Origin of the sequence: Claveliimonas bilis, assembly GCF_030296775.1 — a bacterium.
GTDB classification, from domain to species: Bacteria; Bacillota; Clostridia; order Lachnospirales; family Lachnospiraceae; genus Claveliimonas; species Claveliimonas bilis.
Genome location: NZ_AP027742.1, coordinates 350,768 through 370,924, shown reverse-complemented (window position 1 = coordinate 370,924; position 20,157 = coordinate 350,768). Strand labels below are relative to the sequence as shown.

19 protein-coding genes are annotated in these 20,157 nt (G+C 44.7%); 3 read left to right on the top strand and 16 right to left on the bottom strand.

Annotated elements, in window-relative coordinates; all coding sequences use genetic code 11:
* The first annotated feature begins 207 nt into the window (after positions 1-207).
* The 3 genes from R2J37_RS01715 (at position 208) to R2J37_RS01705 (ending at position 2,540) form a co-directional block, all read left to right on the top strand.
* A complete protein-coding gene (locus R2J37_RS01715) occupies positions 208-1,017 on the top strand; it encodes a transporter substrate-binding domain-containing protein (RefSeq protein ID WP_316266086.1) in 810 nt (269 codons plus the stop codon).
* A gap of 90 nt (positions 1,018-1,107) precedes the next feature.
* A complete protein-coding gene (locus R2J37_RS01710) occupies positions 1,108-1,776 on the top strand; it encodes an amino acid ABC transporter permease (protein ID WP_316266085.1) in 669 nt (222 codons plus the stop codon).
* A gap of 23 nt (positions 1,777-1,799) precedes the next feature.
* Entirely contained in the window at positions 1,800-2,540 is a 741-nt protein-coding gene (locus R2J37_RS01705) for an amino acid ABC transporter ATP-binding protein (protein ID WP_316266084.1), read from the top strand.
* A 29-nt stretch (positions 2,541-2,569) separates the two neighbouring features.
* Here R2J37_RS01705 and R2J37_RS01700 read toward each other — a convergent pair whose 3' ends face one another.
* The 16 genes from R2J37_RS01700 to R2J37_RS01625 are packed head-to-tail and all read right to left on the bottom strand — an operon-like array spanning position 2,570 to position 20,156.
* Complete coding sequence (locus tag R2J37_RS01700) at positions 2,570-3,499, bottom strand: UDP-glucuronic acid decarboxylase family protein (protein ID WP_256193475.1); 930 nt, start codon at positions 3,497-3,499, stop codon at positions 2,570-2,572.
* A gap of 23 nt (positions 3,500-3,522) precedes the next feature.
* Positions 3,523-4,248 (bottom strand): hypothetical protein, encoded by a 726-nt coding sequence (locus R2J37_RS01695; RefSeq protein WP_256193474.1) that lies wholly within the window; start codon positions 4,246-4,248, stop codon positions 3,523-3,525.
* Between the two features lie 2 nt (positions 4,249-4,250).
* On the bottom strand, positions 4,251-5,102 hold the full coding sequence (locus R2J37_RS01690; protein ID WP_316266083.1) for a peptidase U32 family protein: 852 nt from the start codon (positions 5,100-5,102) through the stop codon (positions 4,251-4,253).
* Between the two features lie 14 nt (positions 5,103-5,116).
* On the bottom strand, positions 5,117-6,442 hold the full coding sequence (locus R2J37_RS01685; RefSeq protein ID WP_316266082.1) for an asparagine synthase-related protein: 1,326 nt from the start codon (positions 6,440-6,442) through the stop codon (positions 5,117-5,119).
* A complete protein-coding gene (locus tag R2J37_RS01680) occupies positions 6,439-7,803 on the bottom strand; it encodes a radical SAM protein (RefSeq protein WP_316266081.1) in 1,365 nt (454 codons plus the stop codon). Before R2J37_RS01680 ends, R2J37_RS01685 begins: the two co-directional genes overlap by 4 nt.
* A 29-nt stretch (positions 7,804-7,832) precedes the next feature.
* Positions 7,833-8,906 (bottom strand): radical SAM protein, encoded by a 1,074-nt coding sequence (locus tag R2J37_RS01675; RefSeq protein ID WP_316266080.1) that lies wholly within the window; start codon positions 8,904-8,906, stop codon positions 7,833-7,835.
* Between the two features lie 39 nt (positions 8,907-8,945).
* Positions 8,946-10,100, bottom strand: a complete 1,155-nt coding sequence (locus tag R2J37_RS01670) for a radical SAM protein (protein ID WP_316266079.1) — start codon at positions 10,098-10,100, stop codon at positions 8,946-8,948.
* A 4-nt stretch (positions 10,101-10,104) separates the two neighbouring features.
* Entirely contained in the window at positions 10,105-11,625 is a 1,521-nt protein-coding gene (locus tag R2J37_RS01665) for a radical SAM/SPASM domain-containing protein (RefSeq protein WP_316266078.1), read from the bottom strand.
* Between the two features lie 23 nt (positions 11,626-11,648).
* A complete protein-coding gene (locus tag R2J37_RS01660) occupies positions 11,649-12,641 on the bottom strand; it encodes a UbiA family prenyltransferase (RefSeq protein WP_230107290.1) in 993 nt (330 codons plus the stop codon).
* Positions 12,629-13,156 carry an isopentenyl-diphosphate Delta-isomerase gene (gene idi / locus R2J37_RS01655; RefSeq protein WP_230107291.1) on the bottom strand — a complete coding sequence of 176 codons (528 nt, stop codon included), beginning with the start codon at positions 13,154-13,156 and terminating at the stop codon, positions 12,629-12,631. Before idi ends, R2J37_RS01660 begins: the two co-directional genes overlap by 13 nt.
* A 22-nt stretch (positions 13,157-13,178) precedes the next feature.
* The gene (locus tag R2J37_RS01650) at positions 13,179-14,159 is read right to left on the bottom strand and encodes a phosphotransferase family protein (RefSeq protein ID WP_316266077.1); all 981 of its coding nucleotides are present in this window, start codon (positions 14,157-14,159) and stop codon (positions 13,179-13,181) included.
* Positions 14,156-16,234, bottom strand: a complete 2,079-nt coding sequence (locus R2J37_RS01645; protein ID WP_316266076.1) for a Sip1-related alpha-galactosidase — start codon at positions 16,232-16,234, stop codon at positions 14,156-14,158. The genes R2J37_RS01650 and R2J37_RS01645 overlap by 4 nt, the downstream gene beginning before the upstream one ends.
* Before the next feature lie 35 nt (positions 16,235-16,269).
* The gene (locus tag R2J37_RS01640; RefSeq protein ID WP_316266075.1) at positions 16,270-17,172 is read right to left on the bottom strand and encodes an FAD-dependent monooxygenase; all 903 of its coding nucleotides are present in this window, start codon (positions 17,170-17,172) and stop codon (positions 16,270-16,272) included.
* Positions 17,169-18,086 (bottom strand): radical SAM protein, encoded by a 918-nt coding sequence (locus R2J37_RS01635; protein WP_316266074.1) that lies wholly within the window; start codon positions 18,084-18,086, stop codon positions 17,169-17,171. The genes R2J37_RS01640 and R2J37_RS01635 overlap by 4 nt, the downstream gene beginning before the upstream one ends.
* Positions 18,076-19,299, bottom strand: a complete 1,224-nt coding sequence (locus R2J37_RS01630; protein ID WP_230107296.1) for a glycosyltransferase family 4 protein — start codon at positions 19,297-19,299, stop codon at positions 18,076-18,078. The genes R2J37_RS01635 and R2J37_RS01630 overlap by 11 nt, the downstream gene beginning before the upstream one ends.
* On the bottom strand, positions 19,296-20,156 hold the full coding sequence (locus R2J37_RS01625; RefSeq protein ID WP_256193461.1) for a glycosyltransferase family 2 protein: 861 nt from the start codon (positions 20,154-20,156) through the stop codon (positions 19,296-19,298). Before R2J37_RS01625 ends, R2J37_RS01630 begins: the two co-directional genes overlap by 4 nt.
* Position 20,157: the final 1 nt, after the last annotated feature.

The window sequence follows — 20,157 nt, the reverse complement described above, 5'->3', positions numbered from 1 at the left end:
TTCCTTCGTAATTATATCACAGCCCTGAAATCGGAAAAGAACTTTTTATAAAAATATTTGCAGATTCATGTAAAGTATATGACAACATATTGAAAATCCCGATATGTGTTCTACATATATCGAAATAAGTGATTGGTAAATTGTTTTTTTCTGTGCGACAATATGGAATGATGAATAAATGGTTTTACTTTTTACAGGAGGGAAAAAATGAAAAAGAAAAGATTTGTTTCCGCTCTGCTGGTGGCGGCAATCACCGGCGCAATGTTGACTGGATGCGGCTCAGACAGCTCATCAGAAGGCTCCGAAGAAAGCAAGGAAGAAAAGAAAACAATCCGCATTTCCACCACAGGGGAGCATGCATTTTTTTCAGAAACAAATGAGGACGGCGAGCTTCAGGGATTTGAAATTGATGTATGGAATGAAATTGCGGACCGTCTGAATTATGAGATCGAGTGGGAAACCGCCGGGTTCCCGGGCGTCATTGAACTGCTTGACAGCGGACGCGTAGATACTGTGGCTGACCAGATCGGTATCACAGATGAAAGAAAGGAAAAATACTATTTTACAGATACCTATTTCTATGTGCCATATAAGATTGTTGTAGCAGAGAGCACCAATGATATCAACAGTGTGGAAGACTTATACGGAAGGACCCTTGGACTTCTCAGCGATGATATTGCCTATGACTATTTTGATGAACTGGATCCGGATGGACAGATCAAGTATGTAAATTACGACGACAGCACAGCAGTACCGACAGACGTAGCGCTTGGAAGGATTGACGCCACTTTGATGTCAGCTCTTCATATTGAATCTGTAAAACAGGAATCCGGACTTGAAATCAAGGGCGTAGGTGAGGCAGTATATACAGAAAATGCCGGATATCCGTTCCAGAAAACAGAGGAAGGCAAAGCCCTGTGTGATGAAGTAAACGCTGTGATCAGCGATCTGAAAGAAGAAGGATTCCTTCATGATACGTCAGTGAAGTGGTTTGGATTTGATCCTATGGAAGAATAAGATTACAACTAACTAACCAAAAGGGGCCGTCACATGAGGAATTTAGTTCTCATGTGATAAGCCCCTTCTTTTGAAACCTTGGAGAAAAAAATGGATACATTTAGAATCGACTATTTTATTGAAATTATTCCCAAAATACTAAAGCTGCTCCCGGCGACAGTCATCGTCGCGTTTCTCTCCCTGATCCTTTCCCTGCTACTGGGTATCATACTGGCAGTCATTCGCCAGTACCGGATCAGAGGACTGTTCTCTTTGAGTACAGTCTATGTTTCTTTCTTCAGAGGGACACCATTTATCGCACAGTTGTTTCTTTTTTATTATGGGTTTGCCCAGGTCAGCGAGACGATACGGAACATGAGCGCATTTACAGCTGTTGTTATTTGTCTAAGTGCTAATTATTGTGCCTTTATGTCCGAAGACATCCGGGCCGCTTTAAATTCCGTCACAAAAGATCAGTATGAAGCAGGACTTTCCATCGGGATGCGTCCGCTAAAAGTTGTTACCAAAATTATTATTCCGCAGGCTGCAAGAATCGCCGTGCCGGGACTTTCCAATAATTTTATCAACCTTTTCAAATCAACATCTATCGGATTTATGATCGGCTTCAAAGATATGATGGCAGCGGTCAGCATGGAAACCTCCAGAACCTACCGCTTCCTGGAAGGATATCTGGCAACAGTCGTCATCTACTGGATCATTATTTCCGCGTTGAATCTGCTCCAGAGCAGAATGGAAAAACGTCTGAACAGAATTTATTAATATGAAATGAAAGAGGCAAAACTATGATTCGTATTGACAATTTAAATAAAAGTTTTGGATCGCTGCATGTTTTAAAAGATATCTCTATCCGTCTGGAAGAAAGAAAAGTATTAGTCCTGATCGGGCCGTCGGGTACCGGAAAGTCTACCCTGCTTCGCTGTATCAATTATCTGGAAAAGCCTGATTCCGGCATCATAACAATTGACCAGTTTTCAGTAGACGCCAAAAACCATAAGAAAAACGAAGAATATGAACTTCGCGCCAGGACGGCCATGGTCTTCCAGAATTACAGCCTGTTCAAAAATAAGACCGCACTGGAAAATATCATGGAACCTCTAACGGCAGTACAAAAGATCCCTAAAAAAGAAGCAGAAGGTCAAGCACGGGAAATCCTGGAAGCAATCGGTCTGACAGAAAAGGCCGATTCTTATCCGTCCCAGCTGTCGGGCGGACAGCAGCAGCGGATCGGAATCGGACGGGCTATGGCAGTAAACCCAAAAGTAATGCTGATCGACGAGCCTACTTCTTCACTGGATCCGGAACTGGTAGGGGAAGTATTGAACCTTTTATATAAACTGGCAAAGGAAAATACCACTATGATCATCGCCACCCATGAAATGGCATTTGCCAGACACATTGCCGATCATGTGGTATTTCTGGACGAAGGGGAAATCGCCGAAGAGGGAACCTCCGAAGAAATTTTTTCCGCCCCAAAGACACAGCGCTTACAGCAGTTTCTCCGCAAATTTGAAAAGCAATCGTAGTTCTTTACACTATACCGATAATTTTCCCTTTAATATTTCTTTTTAAAATAGGCGATCGTCCTCTCGATCCCCTGCTCGATATCAACAGTCGGTTCCCAGCCCAGTTCTCTTTTCGCATAGGAAATATCCGGCCGTCTTTTCACAGGGTCATCCTCCGGAAGCGGCTGATGCACGATCCTGGAGCTGGAACCGGTCTTTCTTATGATCATATCTGCCAGCTCCAGGATGGTCATCTCATGGGGATTCCCCAGATTGACCGGCCCCGGAAAATTCTTTTTCTCCATGACCGCGATCATGCCGGTCACCAGGTCGTCCACATAGCAGAAACTTCTCGTCTGAGTTCCGCTTCCATATATGGTGATATCCTTGTTGTGTATGGCCTGCATGATAAAGTTGGAGACGACCCGCCCGTCGTTTTCCAGCATATGCGGTCCGTATGTGTTAAATATCCTTATGATCTTCGTGTCCGTTCCATATAATCTCCGATAATCGGAAAACAGAGTTTCCGCCACCCTCTTTCCCTCGTCATAACACGCCCTTGGCCCGGTGGTATTTACATTGCCTCTGTAGCCTTCCTTCTGCGGATGAATCAGAGGATCTCCATAAATTTCGCTTGTACTTGCCTGCAGGACTTTCGCATTCATTTTTCTGGCCATTTCAAGTACATTAAGCGCTCCCAGAAAACTGATCTTGGTCGTCATGATCGGATCGTACTGATATTGAACCGGACTTGCAGGACAGGCCAGATTATAGATTTCATCAATATCAAGATGCATCGGGTGGATAATATCTGCATTCACAAACTCAAAATCAGGATTGGAATACAACTCTCCTATATTGTCATACGTTCCCGTAAACATATTGTCAATACAGATTACTTTATTTCCGGCGTCCAGCAGCCTCCGGCACAAATGAGAGCCTATAAATCCGGCTCCGCCTGTTACTAATATTCTCTTCATCTTTTTTCTCTCCGGTTTCCTTTTTATTTTTTCCTGAAAATCAATTCAGCCCCATATTTCTTATGAACAGTTTCCAGTATGTTTTCCGGTATCATCCGGTACTTTTTCCCAAGCATATATCCGTCTATCGTCATCTCATATTCTTCTCCCCCGGCCCTTAAGCTGTAACATCCTTGGCGGCACAGCTCCGGCTCGCACCGTCCTGTCTCGTATTCCAGATAACAGATCCTTCCCAGCGTCTGGTATTGAAGGAGTGCGTTGTCAAAAAACGGTACAAGCCCAAATGAATACAGCCTGCCCGCAAGTTCCTGATCCCCTGTCTCCATGCCGGTAAATCCTCTTTCCTTCAGGAACTGAAGAAACTCATCTGAGTACCTCCGCTCCCGCACTCTCCCCATCTGTCCCCAGACCAGCCGTATATTCTTATACGCTCCGGCAGCCATCCTGGCAGTCCCGAAGTCCTGGACGATCACGCAGGATTCCTTTTTATATCCGTCCATCAGGCGTAGGATGGCTGTTACTTCTTCTAAGTTTCTCCCGGTAACATACAACGGCGCCTGGTAAACCGCCTCCTTCTTAGAGGCAAGAACACGGTCCATCAAAAGGATCAGATCCGCAATTCCATTTTGAAACATACGTTTCTGACAAAACAGATCTCCTAAAATGATCCCCTTTACTTCGCTTTTTTCAATCAGTTCTTCTATTCTCCCAAGATCATAGGTCTCTCGGCCTGCAAAATATTCCCTCATTTTCACACCTCATACCAGTTGCTTCGTCTTATATAATGCATCATCCCCGGGATTTCAGACAAATGCTCCAGATAAAACTTCTTGCTTTCCGCCATATCCTTCACTCTCTGCAGAATGTAGTCCAGATGGTTTGTTCTTCCTTCCACTTTAAAGGAGCGTATGCCCATTCCAAGGTAAATACCCATCGTACGGTGTATTTTCCCCGGGGGATTTCCGATCCGTTTTGCAGGCCCAAGGAATGTCCCGTCTTTCAAAAGTTCATATTCTTTCTGACAGTACACACTGTATCCTTCCTTTTGCCCGAAATGAGGAAGCAGGCACTGGCGGTTGGAATTGAAACAGATCCCGCCATCGGCCACGATCTCATAATCCATATCCGGAACTTTGTCCGTCAGATCCACAATCTCGTCTACAAATAAGTCGGAAGACAAAATAATGCGGCTTACTCCCATTTCCTGCAGCATGCGGACGTCTTCGTGATTATAGACCCCCGTGAGTGTGCTTGCATGAAGCTGAGCATGTCTGACTACTTTGGAAACGCGGTTCATCAGCCCGTAATCTGACAGGATCAGAGCGTCAATCCCCTTTTCATCCAGCTCTTCTATCAGCCCGCATAGCTCTTCTATTTTCTCTCCGGGAACATTGGCATTTATCGCCGCAAACAGTTTTTTTCCCTCTTCATGAACTGACGGCAGCGCTTCCCATATCTCTTCCGCTGAAAAGTCTGAAGATTCCGGTCTTGCACTGTACCCGGCAAGCCCGACATAAACAGCATCCGCACCGTTTTTCAGTAAAGGAGCTATATCTGCCGCCCTTCCCGCCGGTGCAAGTATTTCACACTCTACTCTCTTCATATTGCACACCTCTTTTATCCGCTGCAAAATATTTTCTTAAATATCCTAAGGTACTCCAGGCATAAATAATAATCCAGCTCTGACTCCCCCGGCCCGTATTTATAAGAGATCCGGAAGGAAGGATCATAAAACTCGTTTGTTTCCTTTACTTTGGCAATAAACGCCTCCTCGTCTTCAGAATCCCGGAACAATGCGCACAGGGAAGTGCTGCCGGGGTTCTTTCCTACAAGGCTGTTTGTTTCGTCATCAAAGTATTTTCGGCACATTTCCTTCTGTCTTATTTTGGAAACGCCGTTTTCCTCCATTATTTCAGCCCCAAGATCCTGCATTTTTCTGCTGATAAATGGATATAGCCCTGTAATCCCAAATGCCTCCAGCATCAGCACACTCTTTTTCAGTACGACCATGGCCCCCAGTTCATATGGATTATCATTGTAATTTGTCAGATATGGGGGCGCCTTACGGTCATAAAAATTCCGGTTAAATACCTGATCCGCTCCTTCGCCCAGCAAAATATATCGGACATGCTCCTCTTTCAGAAGCTTTGCCAGCGCATATTGAAGGAAAATCCCCCGTTCATAAAGATTCCCCTCCAGCGTCTCAACAATTTCTTCCAGGTGCTCCCGTATCTTAGGCCCCACGCTTCCTTTCCGAAGGCTGACATTCCCGGCATGAGCACACAAGTTTGCCGCCACACCTGTCTCGTCCAATCCCCGGGCCGCACCGACGGAAAATCCACATGATGGTATCCCTCTTTCCTTCAGAAAATGCAGGATGAGATTGGAATCAAATCCTCCCGAGATTGCCAGATTGACCTGCCCCTTTTTTGACAACGCCAGATCGATATAGGAATTGATGATTGCTCTTTCTCTTTCATACATCTGATCCAGGCTGACCTTCTGCCTGTTCGCTTTTGTCCTTTCCAGTCGATGTATGTTAAGCTCTCCTGCTTCTATTTCCAGGTATTCTTCCGGAAGCAGCTTATAAACATCACGTACCAGCGTGTCCTTTGTCCGGATAAATCCGTTGTATATAAATTCACTGATCAGTTCCGGATCATCCTGGAAACGGCATTGATAAGAAATGGCAGACAGCAGTTTCAGTGAAGTGAAAATATAATACCTGCCGTTATGTTTCAGATAAAAGACAGTCTTATTTCCTCCCATTGTGCTCCGAATGACCCGGCAGGAACCCGGCCCTTCCGGATTTTCAACAGCGGTAAACATCTCTTTATTTCCATATACATACACCTGCTTCCCGTCACGGTCTGTAATCTCTTCCCCTTCTGTATACAGAAATCTCACAGAACCGGTACTGCCTGTTTCTAATAAAAAGTTCATTCTTCTCTTCCCGCCCCCGCCTTTTCCAGAAAATAATTTTTATACTCCCGAAGATTTACCTTCAGGCAGCCGATCTCATCGCTCATAATGAACGCGCAGTCCATACATACCCTAGGCACTTCTCCTGAAATAAATTTCTTCCGAAATGTTTTCAGTTCCTCATAATTATGATCAATCCTTTCTTCTCTTTTTTCCTGTCCTCTGTTATAGGGAATTTCAGAGCATGGCCTCACTTTGCCGGATGAGTTTACGTACAGCCCGAATCCGATCCAGTGACAGAGCCCTTCACAGGAAATTGCTCCTTCCGTAGAGTACAGATGAGGTTCAAACAAATGGGACTCTTTTAATTCTTTATATTTTTCTGCCAATCCTTCATAATATTTATCGCCTTTATAAAACGGCTCCTCATGGATCTGTTCCCTTTCCCGCTCCGCCTTCTTACAGTCAATGACATTGTTCTGCATGATAACAGGCGTTACTACGCGTATCCCGATCCTTTCCCCTTCCTGCTTCGCCCTCTCCAGTTCCCTGCCGGCAAAATTAGGATAATAAATCAGCTCGTCTTTTTCATTTCCCAGAAAAAGATTAGACCCCAATCTCCCAAATCTTATTTCTTCAAATCCTAATTCTTTTGCCATGCGCACGAGACTGACTGCTTCCTCAATATTTTGTCTCATAGCCACGACTGACATAAAAAGCTGCACATCCGGACAGTTTTCACGCAGTATAGTCAAATTTTTGATAAATTTGGCAAAAGAAGCTCCTCTTCTTATGGATTCGTACGTTTCTGCACAGGCCCCGTCACAGGAAACGTTCATTCTCGCAAAAACTTTATTGATCTTAGGCAGGCTGTCCATTGGAAGATGCTGCAGATTTGTCGTAGTGAAAATCTTTACCTGATATGTTTCAAAAATGGAAATGATCTCTGAAATCTGCGGATGAATAAAGGGTTCCCCATATCCGTTGATCATAACGATCCTGCAGGCTGCAAAATACTGCTTAAGTTCATGGAATTTATCGCGGGACAGGTATTGTGCATCGCTGTTTTTCTCATAGCAATGTTTGCACATCATACATTCACAGTCGCAGAAGCTGGAAAGTTCCATATGAATCATCACCGGAGTATGGCTGTATGTCTCCATCTGATGTTCCGTTTCATATACAGCCAGAATATTATTTGCGATCTTACTGATCTGATAATCTCCTTTTGCTTTAGAATGTTCGATCAATTCCGGCAGCTGTGTGTGATCAGTCAGTTCATAGCTTTTATGATCGTATTCCAGTTCCATCCTTTGGCTGAAATCAAAGTGAAAAAATATATTACTGTATTCTTTCGTAAGATCCTCTCTCTTTATCTGCATATTGCCTGTTTCCTCTTAATCTTATAAAACTACTCTTCCCCATTAATAAGAACTGTAAGCTCCCCGGTGCACAGAAGCCAGCAGCCGGCGCACTGACACTTTTCCATCTTTTTGCGCAGCTCCATGTATTTCTCACCGTACCAGATATCTGACAACGTATGATTTTGAAGATTATCGACCGGCCCGAATCCGCCGCTCCAGCAGGGAAGCACATTTTCATAGGTATCTACATAGACTGTGGAATATCCTGCCAGACACCGGTATCCGTCAGGCAGTATTTTATTCTCGCACATAAAAGCTTTAAAGTGCCGCAGAAAAGTAATGGAATTGGCGATCAGATATCCCTCTTTCTTCATCTGTAACAGTTGATCCATAACGGTGTCAACCTCCCTGGCGTCAAATTCCGCCAGTTCATCCCTCATATTAAAAACAAATCTGTGGTAGGGGCTGAATTGCAGGGAAACGCCTTTTTTTGAATAGTACCGGACCATTTCCGGCATCTGCCCTATATTTTTGGCCGTGATCACCGGTGTAATATGTAACTTGACAGTTTCATCCTTCTGCATGAGTCCTCTTACTGTTTCAATCCCCTCCAGTACAGGGCCGATATCTACTCCCCGCTGTGCAAGGTAGTCTTCTGCATCTAAGGAGTCCAGGGAGATGATGAAATATCGCAGTCCGCTTTCGTAGAGGCTTTCGGCTCTCTCCTTTAAAAGGCAGCCGTTTGTCAGAAGGACAGGAACCACATTGCTGTCGGCGATCTGTCTGACAATCGTCTCCACATCTTTTCGCACCAGCGGTTCTCCACCGCTTATGCTGATTGCCTTTACGCCCATCTGTATGGCCTCTCCAATGATGGACTGCAGGCGTTCCAGGGAAATTTCCTGCTTCACTTCATTTTGGATCCTGCTTTTTGCATGATTGCAGTAAACGCAATCCGAATTGCAGTAATTTGTTATTTTCATCATCATATACTGTGGGGGCATACTGACCTTTTCCGCTTCTATTTCTTTTCGGATGGCAGAGCGCACTTCATCAAAGCCGGTTCCCTTTTCCCCGAATAGCATTTCTTTTATATCATTTACCGAATCATAAATTGTCATTTTCCTCTACCTTCTTTGTCCCTGATATCGTTTCTTTCCTTAAAATTCCGGGTTTTTCAGCCACTGGCACTCCCCGCACCATTTCGGCAGCTTCCCTTCTCTCATCTTAAGGCGGAGCTTTTTATAAAAAGGTCCGTTCCATATTTCCTCAAAAGTTTGTTCTTTCAGACTGCCATAGCGGTGGCTCACATCATAGCAGCATGTCGTCAGATTCCCGTTAAGATCAATATAGCACCGTTCCACTGCCCATCTGCACAGATCGCCGTAATCAAATAATTCCCGCGTAAAATCTTCCTCCCTTACGGAGCTGCCCAGATACTGCCGGGACAATACCTCATGATAAGCTTCTGCTTTTCGGATCCTTTTTTCTGCCTCTTTTTCCTCGCCGTGTATTTTTTCCAAATCCTGCGCCGCGTCTCCTCCTTCCGGAGACTGAACCCGGGGCAGCTGTATCCTGATCCCCCGCTCCCTGGCTGCATTTGCCGCTTTTTGGGCCTGCTCCATCAGATAATGGGGATAGAGATCCGGCGCATCTTTTTCATTGCCTATGATGGGGTTTATTCCCAGCGAGTGAAAACGAACAGATGAAAATCCATAATCCGCCGCAAAACGGACCAGATTTTCCATATCTCCTATATTCTGGCGCATCAGCACACAGTCCATATTCTTTTTCAAATGGGGGGCAACCTTGTTCAGCTTTTCAAGATTAGCCTTAAAATCCTCAAAACACAGCCCTTTTCTTATGGATTCATACAAGTCCTTTTCGGCCCCGTCGCATGATATGTTAAGAAAGGAAAATGCATGTCCCATATCATTCCACAGCTGCTCCGGAACTACTGTAAAATTCGTGTTCATGCCAACCTTTACTTCATATTTTCCAAAAAGGGCAAGAGACTTGTCGATATCCCTATAGAGAAAAGGCTCTCCATCTCCGTTCAGCATCACGGTTTCCGCGTATTTCAGGATATCTTCCAGGGCATAGAGCACATCCAGGTCAATATCTTTCGCCCCTCTGTTTCCGGTATACAGATGGTTGCACATAATGCACTTTGCGTTGCAGCGGGTCGTATGTTCAATCTGAAGATATCTGGGATAAAAGGAAACGGACCCGTCCCAGTCCCTGTCCGGTATTTGTTTTCCTTCTTCAAATTCCAGGATTTGATCCCTGTTTTCCTGCTTTTCCTTCTCAAACATATTTTTATTCTCCCAGCAGTGTTTTCAGTTCCTGTTTCTGCTTTTTTTTCAGCCTGGTATCCTGATAAAAATCCGGGCTGATATCTACTGTCAGATATTTCAGCTCTCCTCCTTCGATCATGCCGCATTTCAGGCACGCCTCCGGAACATAGCCCGAATAGAAGATCTCTCTGCTTTTCTGCATCAAAGGAGCGTTCCATACAGAGAGGAACTCCCCTTCCTTCGATACGTTTCCGGCGCGGTATATTAAATTTCTGCAGCACATGGAGATATCGCCGTGCAGATTTGTATAGCAGTTTTTCAGCAGCCAGTCGCAGACTCCGGAACATCTCACCTCTGTCGGTACCGTTGTATTTTGCTCCTGATCATGTGTCTCAATGTAACGATTCACAATTTCGGCTGTCTCCAGCATTTTCTGCTCTTCTTCTTTCGTTTTCCACATAGGTATCCTTCTCATTTGAGTAAGTTCGTCCTGAATTTCATCAAATGTAATTGCACGGTTTAATCCCCCGGCATTTGCCACTACGACATGGATTCCCAGTTCTTCTCCCTTCTCCAGTGCTTTCACGGAATAATATTCGGTCACTTTAGGGTAATGGAGCATGACATCCCCGGCATTTCCGATGATCAGGTTAGGATTCAGGTTCAAAAAGACCACCTGGTCCGCCCCCGCCTTATGAGCCAGTTCCACCATCTGCGGCATTTCGCAGACGTTCTGGCGCATCATGACCATGGATATGATCTTCTTCACATGGGGCACTCTCTCTTTTAATTTGTACAGATTGCTGATCAGTGTTTCATAGGACATGCCGATCCGAATGGATTCGTAGGTTTCTTTGCTTGCGCCGTCAATAGAGATCGCAAGCCACTCAAAATCTTTCCCTATCCGCTCTATCAGTTCGTCATCCAGCACAGACAGGTTTGTGTTGGCAACTATCTTATTCCCGTATCCGACATACAGATCGATCTGCTGTTTTACCAGTTTACTGATGAACGGCTCTCCCATCCCGTTGAGATTAATACGTCTGCTTAGCTGTATCGCATCTCTCATATGCTCCAGCGTTTCCATACTGAGGATCTCCGCTTGTTTATTATGAGTAAAATAATGTTCGCACATGATACATTTGCTGTTGCAATAGTCCGTTGATTCAATTTGGAAAAAATCCGGATAAGATCGATTTACTGTGTTTTTGCAGAGGAAATCAATATCGCACAACACTTCGTTGATGTCCTTTGCACTGTCCCAGTCCTCTTTCTTTACATATGTCTCTCTTTCTTCTTCCAGCAGATCCGCCCGGGATACAGCAAACAGGCGTTTTTTGAAATATACATATACAGACGGGTAACCTGCTGTTTCATCCTTTTTCAGCAGATGTACCAGTTCGTGATCAACAGCTAAAAGTTCTCCTCCCTCTGTCAGATCTTCATATGCGGCAAATTTCACCTCTGCATCCGGGAAAGATACGCTTACAGCTTCCCTGATTTCCATCTTATGATCTTCCAGACAATACACGGTTGCTTTCATAAAAGAATCCCCCCTTTTCTCCATTATGAGAATTTCGACTTCAGGAACACATTTGCAATTCCCAGTTTTATTTTCAGCGATTTGAAGCAGCAGACCAGGATAAATATACAAAAAAGCCCTGCCCACACATTTCTCTTCGCCATACACAGTCCAAACATAACCGGCATGATGATATTGAGAAGCGCTTCCAGCGGAACAGAATCATAGGACACCAGCCAGTCTTTTTTGGCATAAACATTGAGCACTTCGTAAATGCAGAACTCTAATATAAAATTAAAGGCCAGCCCGGAAATGATAATAACACTGTACCTGGCAAATAAAGGAACCAGCAAAAAGATACAGCACACTCCTTCCGCCATACATAAATATAAAATCCATTTTCTTATATTCATCTGCCGATCGGAGACAAACGTATGAGTACCTGTCGCTCTGTCATTTTCCCTGTCGATAAACTGATGGATCAGAATATATCTTAAACCGTCAAAAAATGAAAGACAGAACCAGACGATCCACAAAAATATATTGAGCCTGTTCCAGTTAAGAAACAGAAGCAAAACAACAAGCGGCATACAATGCTGGGCAAAAGAACACTCGATAAGCCCCCAGATACCTCTTTCCTTAAAGCGGATGCCCGGAACGGAGTAGGCCACCCCCAGAAATGTAGTAAGAAAAACTGCAGCTACGGCGAAAATCTTATTGTCCGCATAAAGAAGGATGGGTACATCGCCTGCTAAAGCCATGAGAAGAAAGGACAGCCAGACAGCCCACCGCGGCAAATTCCCTATTACCTTTTTCTTCCCGGCCATTTTGTCAATCTCCAGATCCGAGAAATCATTTGCCACATAGCTGACTGCCAGGAACATGGAAAGGAACAGAAAATAGACGAGCAGCTCTTTGCAGGCGGCAAGAGCGTCCGTCTGGTCAAGGCAGATAAAATACGCCTGTATTCCAAGCATCATCGTCACTTTGGAACTCATCCACTCATCGACCCGGAGATATTTTATTACTGCTTCCATTCCTTCTTTTCCTCCGCAACTTTTATGACTTTATTTACCGCAATCAAAAACCAGCTTGTGTACTTTTCCGGTCGACGGACAATATCTTCTTTTAATTCCTGCAGATCGATCCATTTTATTTCCGAGGCTTCTTCCCGGTTTAATTCAATGCTTCCAGAGTAGTCCGCCAGAAATACATGGTCAAATTCATACTCATACAGATTTTCGGCAAATACGGTCCGATACATAAAGTCAAACAATTCTTCCACATCGCAGTCTATTCCCAGCTCTTCTTCCAGCCTCCTGTGGACCGCCTCTTTAAGAGACTCCCCTTTTCTCGGATGGGAACAGCATGCATTCGTCCATAGTCCTCCGGAATGATACTTATTCCGGTTTCTCTTTTGGATCAGCATCTTTCCGTCATTTACGATAAAAACAGAAAACGCCCGATGCAGCAGACCCTTCTCATGCACATAGGCCTTTTCTCCATATCCGATTTCCTCATCCTCTGCATTTACAAGTATTAATTCGTCCATTTCTCTTTCCTTTTCCATTTTCTTATAATTTATCCCGATACTGTTCATCTATCTGTCCCCACCAGTCCGGGACAGGGTTTTCATAGTTATGAAATAACTGCACAAAATTATCTGCCTGGTTTACGATCCTTTTTCCGCTTTTATGGTACTTATAAATTGCATAATCCAGCAATTTTATAATACTGAAATATAAATTCACCTTCCAGAATTCCTCCGGTATATCAAGATCAAAATATGACATGATGGCCGCATAGGAAAATGGCCTGTACTTTTCCTGAGAAATTGCAGAAAGATATGTAAAATCTGCAAAACAATCCTGGATCGTCCCTGAGTCGAAATCATAAATATATAATTTCCCGCCTGCAGATATGAAGTTTTCCGGCCGGATATCATTATGTACAATCCCTGCTCTTTCTTCTGACAGAATCGCTCTGTTGCTTTTCAAATAATCCATTGCCCGATCCATTCCCCTGAAATCAATTCCGCATCGTCCTATTTCCTGCTCCAGCTCTGATACTGCCCTCGCGGTCTTTTCGGCGATACTGACGCCCCCGCTTTTCGCCGCCCTCCTTACAAACTCCTGATGGTGGAGCTCATACAGCAGCCGGCCTGCTTTCTTTCCAAAGAGGACCATGCTGTCCGGTCTTTTATCGAACGCCTCATTCAACTGCTCTCCTTCTATCCATTCTGTTATCGTAACAACACGGCCGGCCGCCATGCCGTAAAAGAGCGGTCCAAGAACGCAGGGATTTTCATGGCGGATCCGCCACAGCGCCTGATACCAGGCTATTCTGTTTTTGTTCCTCTCCTCCCCATCCAGGCGTCCTTCGATCACTTTGACCATATAATCTTTCCCATCACAATGGGCTTTTGCTTTTATATCAAAAGAGCGGCCTCCCGGCACTTCTTCCAGCGTATACCTTTTTCCTCCAAAACATTCCTCTATGAAAGGTCTGTATCTTAACATATCCTGTTCCAGATTTCCCTCTGCAGATGTCATCATATCTGATCCCTCCAGACAACTTCTATCATGGCTTTCCTGCTTTTTTCTTCCAAATTTACCGTATAGAAAAATCCCTTTTTTTCAACACATTCCGAAACATCTGTCCCATTGCAGTACACAGCCTCCGGCTCTTTGACCGAGAGAATGCCTGTCTTTCCCTGCTCTTTCATGAGAGCCGTCATTCTGTCTTTTGACCTGTATACGTCCTCCACCGCCGTAAATCCTGCATATTTTTCTTTTAATCCCAGGAAGGTCCCCGGACTTTCGGCGCCAAGTATCTCATACCAGGCAAATCCGTCTCCCCCGATCTCCTCTTCTATGCGCTCATCCTTTCCGCATATACGGGCGGTCTGGTTAAAATAATCATAGACCCAGTATTGATCGTAATGGGAAATATCCCATACATCAGACGGAGAAAAAACGACACACCGCCTCTGGCTCGAAAAGTTAAATACGGCAACTCCGCCTCCCTTTTTCCCTTCCCCATAAGCGGCCACATTGGTCAGCTTCAGCACTTTTGATTCTCGGGGATCTGTGAAAATACAGTCTGCCGCCGGCCTGGCTCCCCTGTCCATCATGAGGATTTCCCCGTCCAGATAGATGAGCGGTTTTAATACTTCAGGGATCGTTCTGCCGATTTTATCACTGATATAAACCGGCCCGCCGCTGATTCCCCGCAAAAGGCTGTGTTTCACACTGTCTTTATGGTCCGTCCAGAACATATCCCAATCACAGTAATACAACATATCCTGATACAGTGTATTGTAAGCGTTTTGTAAAAGATGTTCCGGGAATCCGCTTTCCCGGTCCGGGAAAAAGTCATCACTGCTTCGGGATACAGCAGAAGATGGCCTCGCCAATATCTGTTCCATAGACATACCCATGCAATTGATAACCGCCCCGTCAAAACAGGCGGCAGCTCCCTCCAGGCCTTCCTGAATCTCCCTTGCCGCACGGCACACAGGAGCTGTATTCTCAAAATAATTCTTTACCGCGCTCTGCCCGTCCACCTTGAGAAAATCAACCCCTTCTTTTCTCAAGATTTTATACCAGCTTCTGTAGAATGCAAAAGCGGCGTCTGCCTGCGGCTTCGGAAGATACCTGCCGTTTGCCGTGCGGCACAAATGCTCCCTTTCTTCCCTCTCCAGGATACTTCCGGGAAGAATGCCGCCCCAGTATCCGCCCAGCGCATGCCATACGCCAAGCCAGGAAATCTCCTTCGGCCTGCAGATTTCTGCCTTCATTTTCAGAAATCCTTCCGGGAATTTCTTTTTATCAGGTTCAAAATCATACAATCTGCTCCCCTTTGCGGAAAGCCAGCCGTCATCCAGCAGGATCCAGCGCACCGGCACTCGTTTTTCCTTAAATTCCCGGGCCTTTTCTCTTATTTTCTCTTCGTCCGCTTCCTGGTAAAATGCATTCCAGGTACACCATCCCAAATAGCGGAATATTTCAGGGAACCTTCTGTCCTCCCTTTTTTTGATCCCTTTAGAAGCGGCCAGACAGGCAAACGCCTTTTCCACTGCCCGGTAAATATTTCTGTCTTCCACGTAAAGCAATACCGGCTCATCTACCTGGCTCATCCCTCCCATGAAGGCGGTCATTTCCAGAGAAATCAACATCTCTCCTCCCGGCGCCAGGGTAGTTTTATAACTTTCCCCCACGCCCGGGATCAGGCAGGCGTAATGATCTGCATATTTCAGGAAAGCCACCTGAGTTCCCGGCGGAATTTCAGCAAAACTGTTAAGAAACGCAGGTCTGGTCCACCAGTCGCTGAATAAATACATGACCGTGATCTTCTCCGGTTTTTCCGAAATATACAGATCCAGAATCACCGGTGTCTCCATCCTGAGGTTGGCATTTTCCTCCACTGCTGTATTGGAAATCGTAAAGGTAAGCCATCCGGTCTGTCCATCCGGGATTTTCCCAAGAACAAACCCTCCTGTGACTTCTTTCCCGTCTTCAAACAGCCATCCTTCCCTTTCTCCTTCCCGGACAGGTTTCTCCTGTGCCAGTTCCAGCTCTCCTGTCTTTTGACGCCGTACTTTCAATACTGCTTTTTTTATCTCTATCATCCTTTTTTCGCCGCCCTTCCCCCAATGGACGCCTGCTATTTCAGCCCGCCGGTGAAATCCAGGGCATCTTTTACTGCCAGTGAAATTCCCTCTCCGTCTTCCGGATTGGAAGTATTTGATGCATCTCCAAGATAAACAATGGAATCATCTGTATGTACTCTTCTGTTTCCGATTCCCATAATGGCGCCCCGCGGCTTTCTCCTCCACTGATAATCGCGCCCTAAGTATTCCTCCACCCGCGTTTCCAGAAATTGCTGAAATCTTGCTGCAAGCAGATTTTTCTCTCTTTTCAGCCATAATCCGACATTATATTCTCTTTCACCCACACGGAAGATCCAACCGTATGTCCCCTCATATTCTGCCCTGTAATCAAACAGGAAAAAAGGACTCCCGGCAGCATCTGCCTGAAGTATGGCAGATATTCCAACAGGGCTTCCTGCATCAGGGCGAAGCAGCGCTTTGCCGTCAAGATTTATTTTTGCCAAAGCTCCTGCTGCAAGTACGAGCCTTTTTGCTTTGATGCCGCATACTTCATATCCCTGATCCACACTTCTTATTTCCCCGGCGTTCCTGTTATAATAAAGAGGTATGTCTCTGTCTTTGATAAAATATTGCCTGAAAGCAGCGTCTGTCTTATCTCTTGCCAGGCCATATGCTTCTTTCCCGTAATCTCCGATCCTGTCCTCATACATCTTTCCATTTACATAATGAATATATCTCTGAATTTTCACAGCGCCGGCATCCATAAGAGATTCTATCGGAAAATCTATGCTTCTAAGGGCCTGGACACAGACGTAACTGATACCGTCTCCGCATACTTTTCTATAATGCTCAGGCTGTTTTTCCAACACGCACACGGAATAATTTTTCCTTTTTAATTCCCCCGCGCAGACACAGCCTGCCGGACCTGCGCCCACAATGATATAATCGTACATCATAGGAACGAATCCCCCTCCAATTGTTCAGCAGCTGCAATTGCCTTCGGATGTAAATGGCAGTACCTGCAGGCCGGAAGATATTTCACTGAAAAGAATTTTTTTATTTTCGCCGCCATTTCCTTTTTACTATGAATTTCTTCCAGAGAAATGATATCGTCAGCCCCTCTCTCCATGCCATGCTGCGCAAGATAACTTGCCTTTCCGCACCGGTACAGTGTTCTGCCATGAAATACAGTGCAGCTGTTCATCGGACAGCGAAGGAACATCCCTGCCAATTCCTTACCGGAGTAATTGTGTTTTTCAATCTCTCCAAAATCCAGCCAGATTTCATGGAACTGATATTCATAAGGCACACCATATTCCTTCAGTTTTTCGATCAGCCGTCTTTTATTCTCCATATACCTTTGATCGAGATTGGGATAATTGGAAATATGAACAGTCACACCGCTGTCTTTTATAGCGCGGATCACCCCGTCATCCGGAACAATGGTGGCGTTGGTCGTCAGTTCCAGCGTTTCTATTTTGGGGTTTTCTGCACATATCCGAACAATCTCTTTCAGTTCCGGGTTGAGAAAAGGCTCACCGCCAATGATATTTGCCACATAAATCCGATCTATATATGTTGTCAGTGCTTCCAGATTTTCACGGATTTCTTCTGCAGTAAAATGCCTTCTCTGACGGAAATACGGAATGCATTTTGCACAGCGCCTGCACCTCAGATTACAAAATGTCGTAATATCTATATCAGTAAAGGGCAGAACGATCCTGGAATCGGAATTTAATATGATGTTTGCCTTTTCTCCAAAAGTACGCCTTATCCTTCGTTCTCTGTCAAAGCCAAAGATCCTTATTCGGTTATAATATCGAAATCGCCCGAAACGTGGCGCAATATATCTGAATTTTTTACGAAACATCTACTGCCTCCGCAAGTTCACGGTAATACCGTTCCTCTCCAAAATGGTTCGCGCTGTTTTCATAACGATGGGGAGCCTTATCCTGGTCATAAGAAAGAAACGCGTCCCGGATATTTTTTTCAAAGGAATCTCCCCGCTCAAAAAATATTTTGTTGCTGTAATTTGCAGAATATTCCGGAATCCCTCCTGCTTTTGACAACAAAAGGAAATTTCCCATTGACATTCCTTCCAGTACAGTAAGCGGAGCCGGATCATCCATAATAGACGGTACGATCTGTGCGTCTGCCATCACATGATACTTTGCAACATCCTCATGGTTAATATATCCTGTCAGGATGATACTCTCCGGAGACTGTGCCGCCTCCTTTTTGACCGCCCTGTAATAATAAGACTCTTTATCCGATCCCGAACTGGCTGATCCGACAATAAACAGGCGGGATTTATGCCGAAGGCGCGGCAATACAGCGCGAAATGCCCTGGTCATTTCCAGCACTCCCTTTTCCGGACTTACACGCCCCGCAAACAGATATATCGTCTCTTCCTCACCAACATGGTATCTGTCACGCATTTGTTCCCGAAGGCTCTGCCGTTCTTCTGTCGAGTACGTCCACCCTCTTATACCATTTGTGACCTTTACAATTTCCGTATTCCGCAATTGGGGAACAGTCTGGTACAGATGGTCTTTCACATAATCACTGACTGCCAGTATCTTCCTGCAGCGGGCAAGATAAGGGATCATCTCCTCATTATCCACCAGATTGCTGTGCATGTGATACATACATTTGCGCTCAAACTCTTCCCCCATTACTTCAGACAGTTTTTCAAGCAGGGACATGTTGTTTTCCACGATCACCGCATCATATGCTTTTAAATCCAGCGTTTCCGTAATCTTCTTTATATAATGTCTGTTCCGGAAACAGTACTGCCGAAACATACTTCTCCAGTCCTTCTCTATTCTGTCAACATAGAGATAATACATCTTATCTGCAAGGGAAAGATAAAACGGCGTCCTGAAGTAATAATATTTCACGCCCTTCGTTTTTGCTTTTATTTCCCTTCCCTTAAACACACAGCTCGCAACAGAAATCTCATATCTGTCTTCTTTCGCATTATTTTCCGTAAATGTATCGATCAATTCTTCAACGGCTCCGCCTTTGTTCGCCGGTATCGGAAAAATACCCGCCGAGATAAACAATACTTTTTTCCGCCTCATATGTTGATCACACCACACTTCACGCTTCCGTAATATTTCCCTGCCAAATGGCATATGATTTCAACGACAAAAAGCCAGCTGTATGTTTCACCTTTAAAAATTCCCTTTATATTAGAAACCAGGGCTTTATATAAAGTTTTGTCTATACTGACTCTATTATTTGAATATACTTTTTGAAGTTTGGAACTTGAAATACCGTTTCTGAAGCTCTTCTTACAGATTCCTTTCAGAGTTCTCGGAGAGTGTGCCGTAATCTTTGCCGAAGGCACATATTTCAGTTTTGCCCCTTGCTCCAATGCTCTCCAGCATATATCTATATCTTCTGCATTGTTGGCAAAAAAGTTGTTGAATCCTTTTATCCGGCACAGGAGAGAACGTCTGTATGCACAGCTTGCTGTAATAAACGCTGTATTCAATGTTTTATCCTGCACATAATAAGGCTCGTCTCCATATGACATCAAAATCTGAAGGGATAGACGTCCCCAAAATTCCTCGTATTTATTATCCGACTTAGCGGGTCTGATGTAAGTGCCCAGTCCGTCAATGTCATCCTCTTCAAATGCTTTTCGTATCTCTTTTAACCAGTCTTTATCGGGAATGCAGTCCGCATCAATAAAGGCAATAATATCTCCTTTCGCTCTTTTTATCCCTGCATTTCTCCCGCCGGCAGCATGTCTTTTTTTATTTTCAACTACAATTGCACCGTATTTTTTTGCAATCTGCTCTGTACGGTCCGTGGACATCCCATCTGAGACAATAATTTCGTAAGGCTTTTCTGTTCCATCTGCCAATGCCTTCAAACACCGTCCGATACATTTTTCCTCATTATAAACAGGAATTACAACTGAGATCCTCATA

Coding starts and splice junctions, on each gene's coding strand:
- R2J37_RS01700 (WP_256193475.1), bottom strand. CDS start 3,499: ATGAAGAGAATATTAGTAACAGGCGGAGCCGGATTTATAGGCTCTCAT.
- R2J37_RS01635 (WP_316266074.1), bottom strand. CDS start 18,086: ATGTTTCGTAAAAAATTCAGATATATTGCGCCACGTTTCGGGCGATTT.
- R2J37_RS01650 (WP_316266077.1), bottom strand. CDS start 14,159: ATGATGACATCTGCAGAGGGAAATCTGGAACAGGATATGTTAAGATAC.
- R2J37_RS01645 (WP_316266076.1), bottom strand. CDS start 16,234: ATGATAGAGATAAAAAAAGCAGTATTGAAAGTACGGCGTCAAAAGACA.
- R2J37_RS01710 (WP_316266085.1), top strand. CDS start 1,108: ATGGATACATTTAGAATCGACTATTTTATTGAAATTATTCCCAAAATA.
- R2J37_RS01695 (WP_256193474.1), bottom strand. CDS start 4,248: ATGAGGGAATATTTTGCAGGCCGAGAGACCTATGATCTTGGGAGAATA.
- R2J37_RS01640 (WP_316266075.1), bottom strand. CDS start 17,172: ATGATGTACGATTATATCATTGTGGGCGCAGGTCCGGCAGGCTGTGTC.
- R2J37_RS01680 (WP_316266081.1), bottom strand. CDS start 7,803: ATGCAGATAAAGAGAGAGGATCTTACGAAAGAATACAGTAATATATTT.
- R2J37_RS01690 (WP_316266083.1), bottom strand. CDS start 5,102: ATGAAGAGAGTAGAGTGTGAAATACTTGCACCGGCGGGAAGGGCGGCA.
- R2J37_RS01665 (WP_316266078.1), bottom strand. CDS start 11,625: ATGAAAGCAACCGTGTATTGTCTGGAAGATCATAAGATGGAAATCAGG.
- R2J37_RS01685 (WP_316266082.1), bottom strand. CDS start 6,442: ATGAACTTTTTATTAGAAACAGGCAGTACCGGTTCTGTGAGATTTCTG.
- R2J37_RS01625 (WP_256193461.1), bottom strand. CDS start 20,156: ATGAGGATCTCAGTTGTAATTCCTGTTTATAATGAGGAAAAATGTATC.
- R2J37_RS01660 (WP_230107290.1), bottom strand. CDS start 12,641: ATGGAAGCAGTAATAAAATATCTCCGGGTCGATGAGTGGATGAGTTCC.
- R2J37_RS01630 (WP_230107296.1), bottom strand. CDS start 19,299: ATGAGGCGGAAAAAAGTATTGTTTATCTCGGCGGGTATTTTTCCGATA.
- R2J37_RS01670 (WP_316266079.1), bottom strand. CDS start 10,100: ATGTTTGAGAAGGAAAAGCAGGAAAACAGGGATCAAATCCTGGAATTT.
- R2J37_RS01715 (WP_316266086.1), top strand. CDS start 208: ATGAAAAAGAAAAGATTTGTTTCCGCTCTGCTGGTGGCGGCAATCACC.
- R2J37_RS01705 (WP_316266084.1), top strand. CDS start 1,800: ATGATTCGTATTGACAATTTAAATAAAAGTTTTGGATCGCTGCATGTT.
- R2J37_RS01675 (WP_316266080.1), bottom strand. CDS start 8,906: ATGACAATTTATGATTCGGTAAATGATATAAAAGAAATGCTATTCGGG.
- idi (WP_230107291.1), bottom strand. CDS start 13,156: ATGGACGAATTAATACTTGTAAATGCAGAGGATGAGGAAATCGGATAT.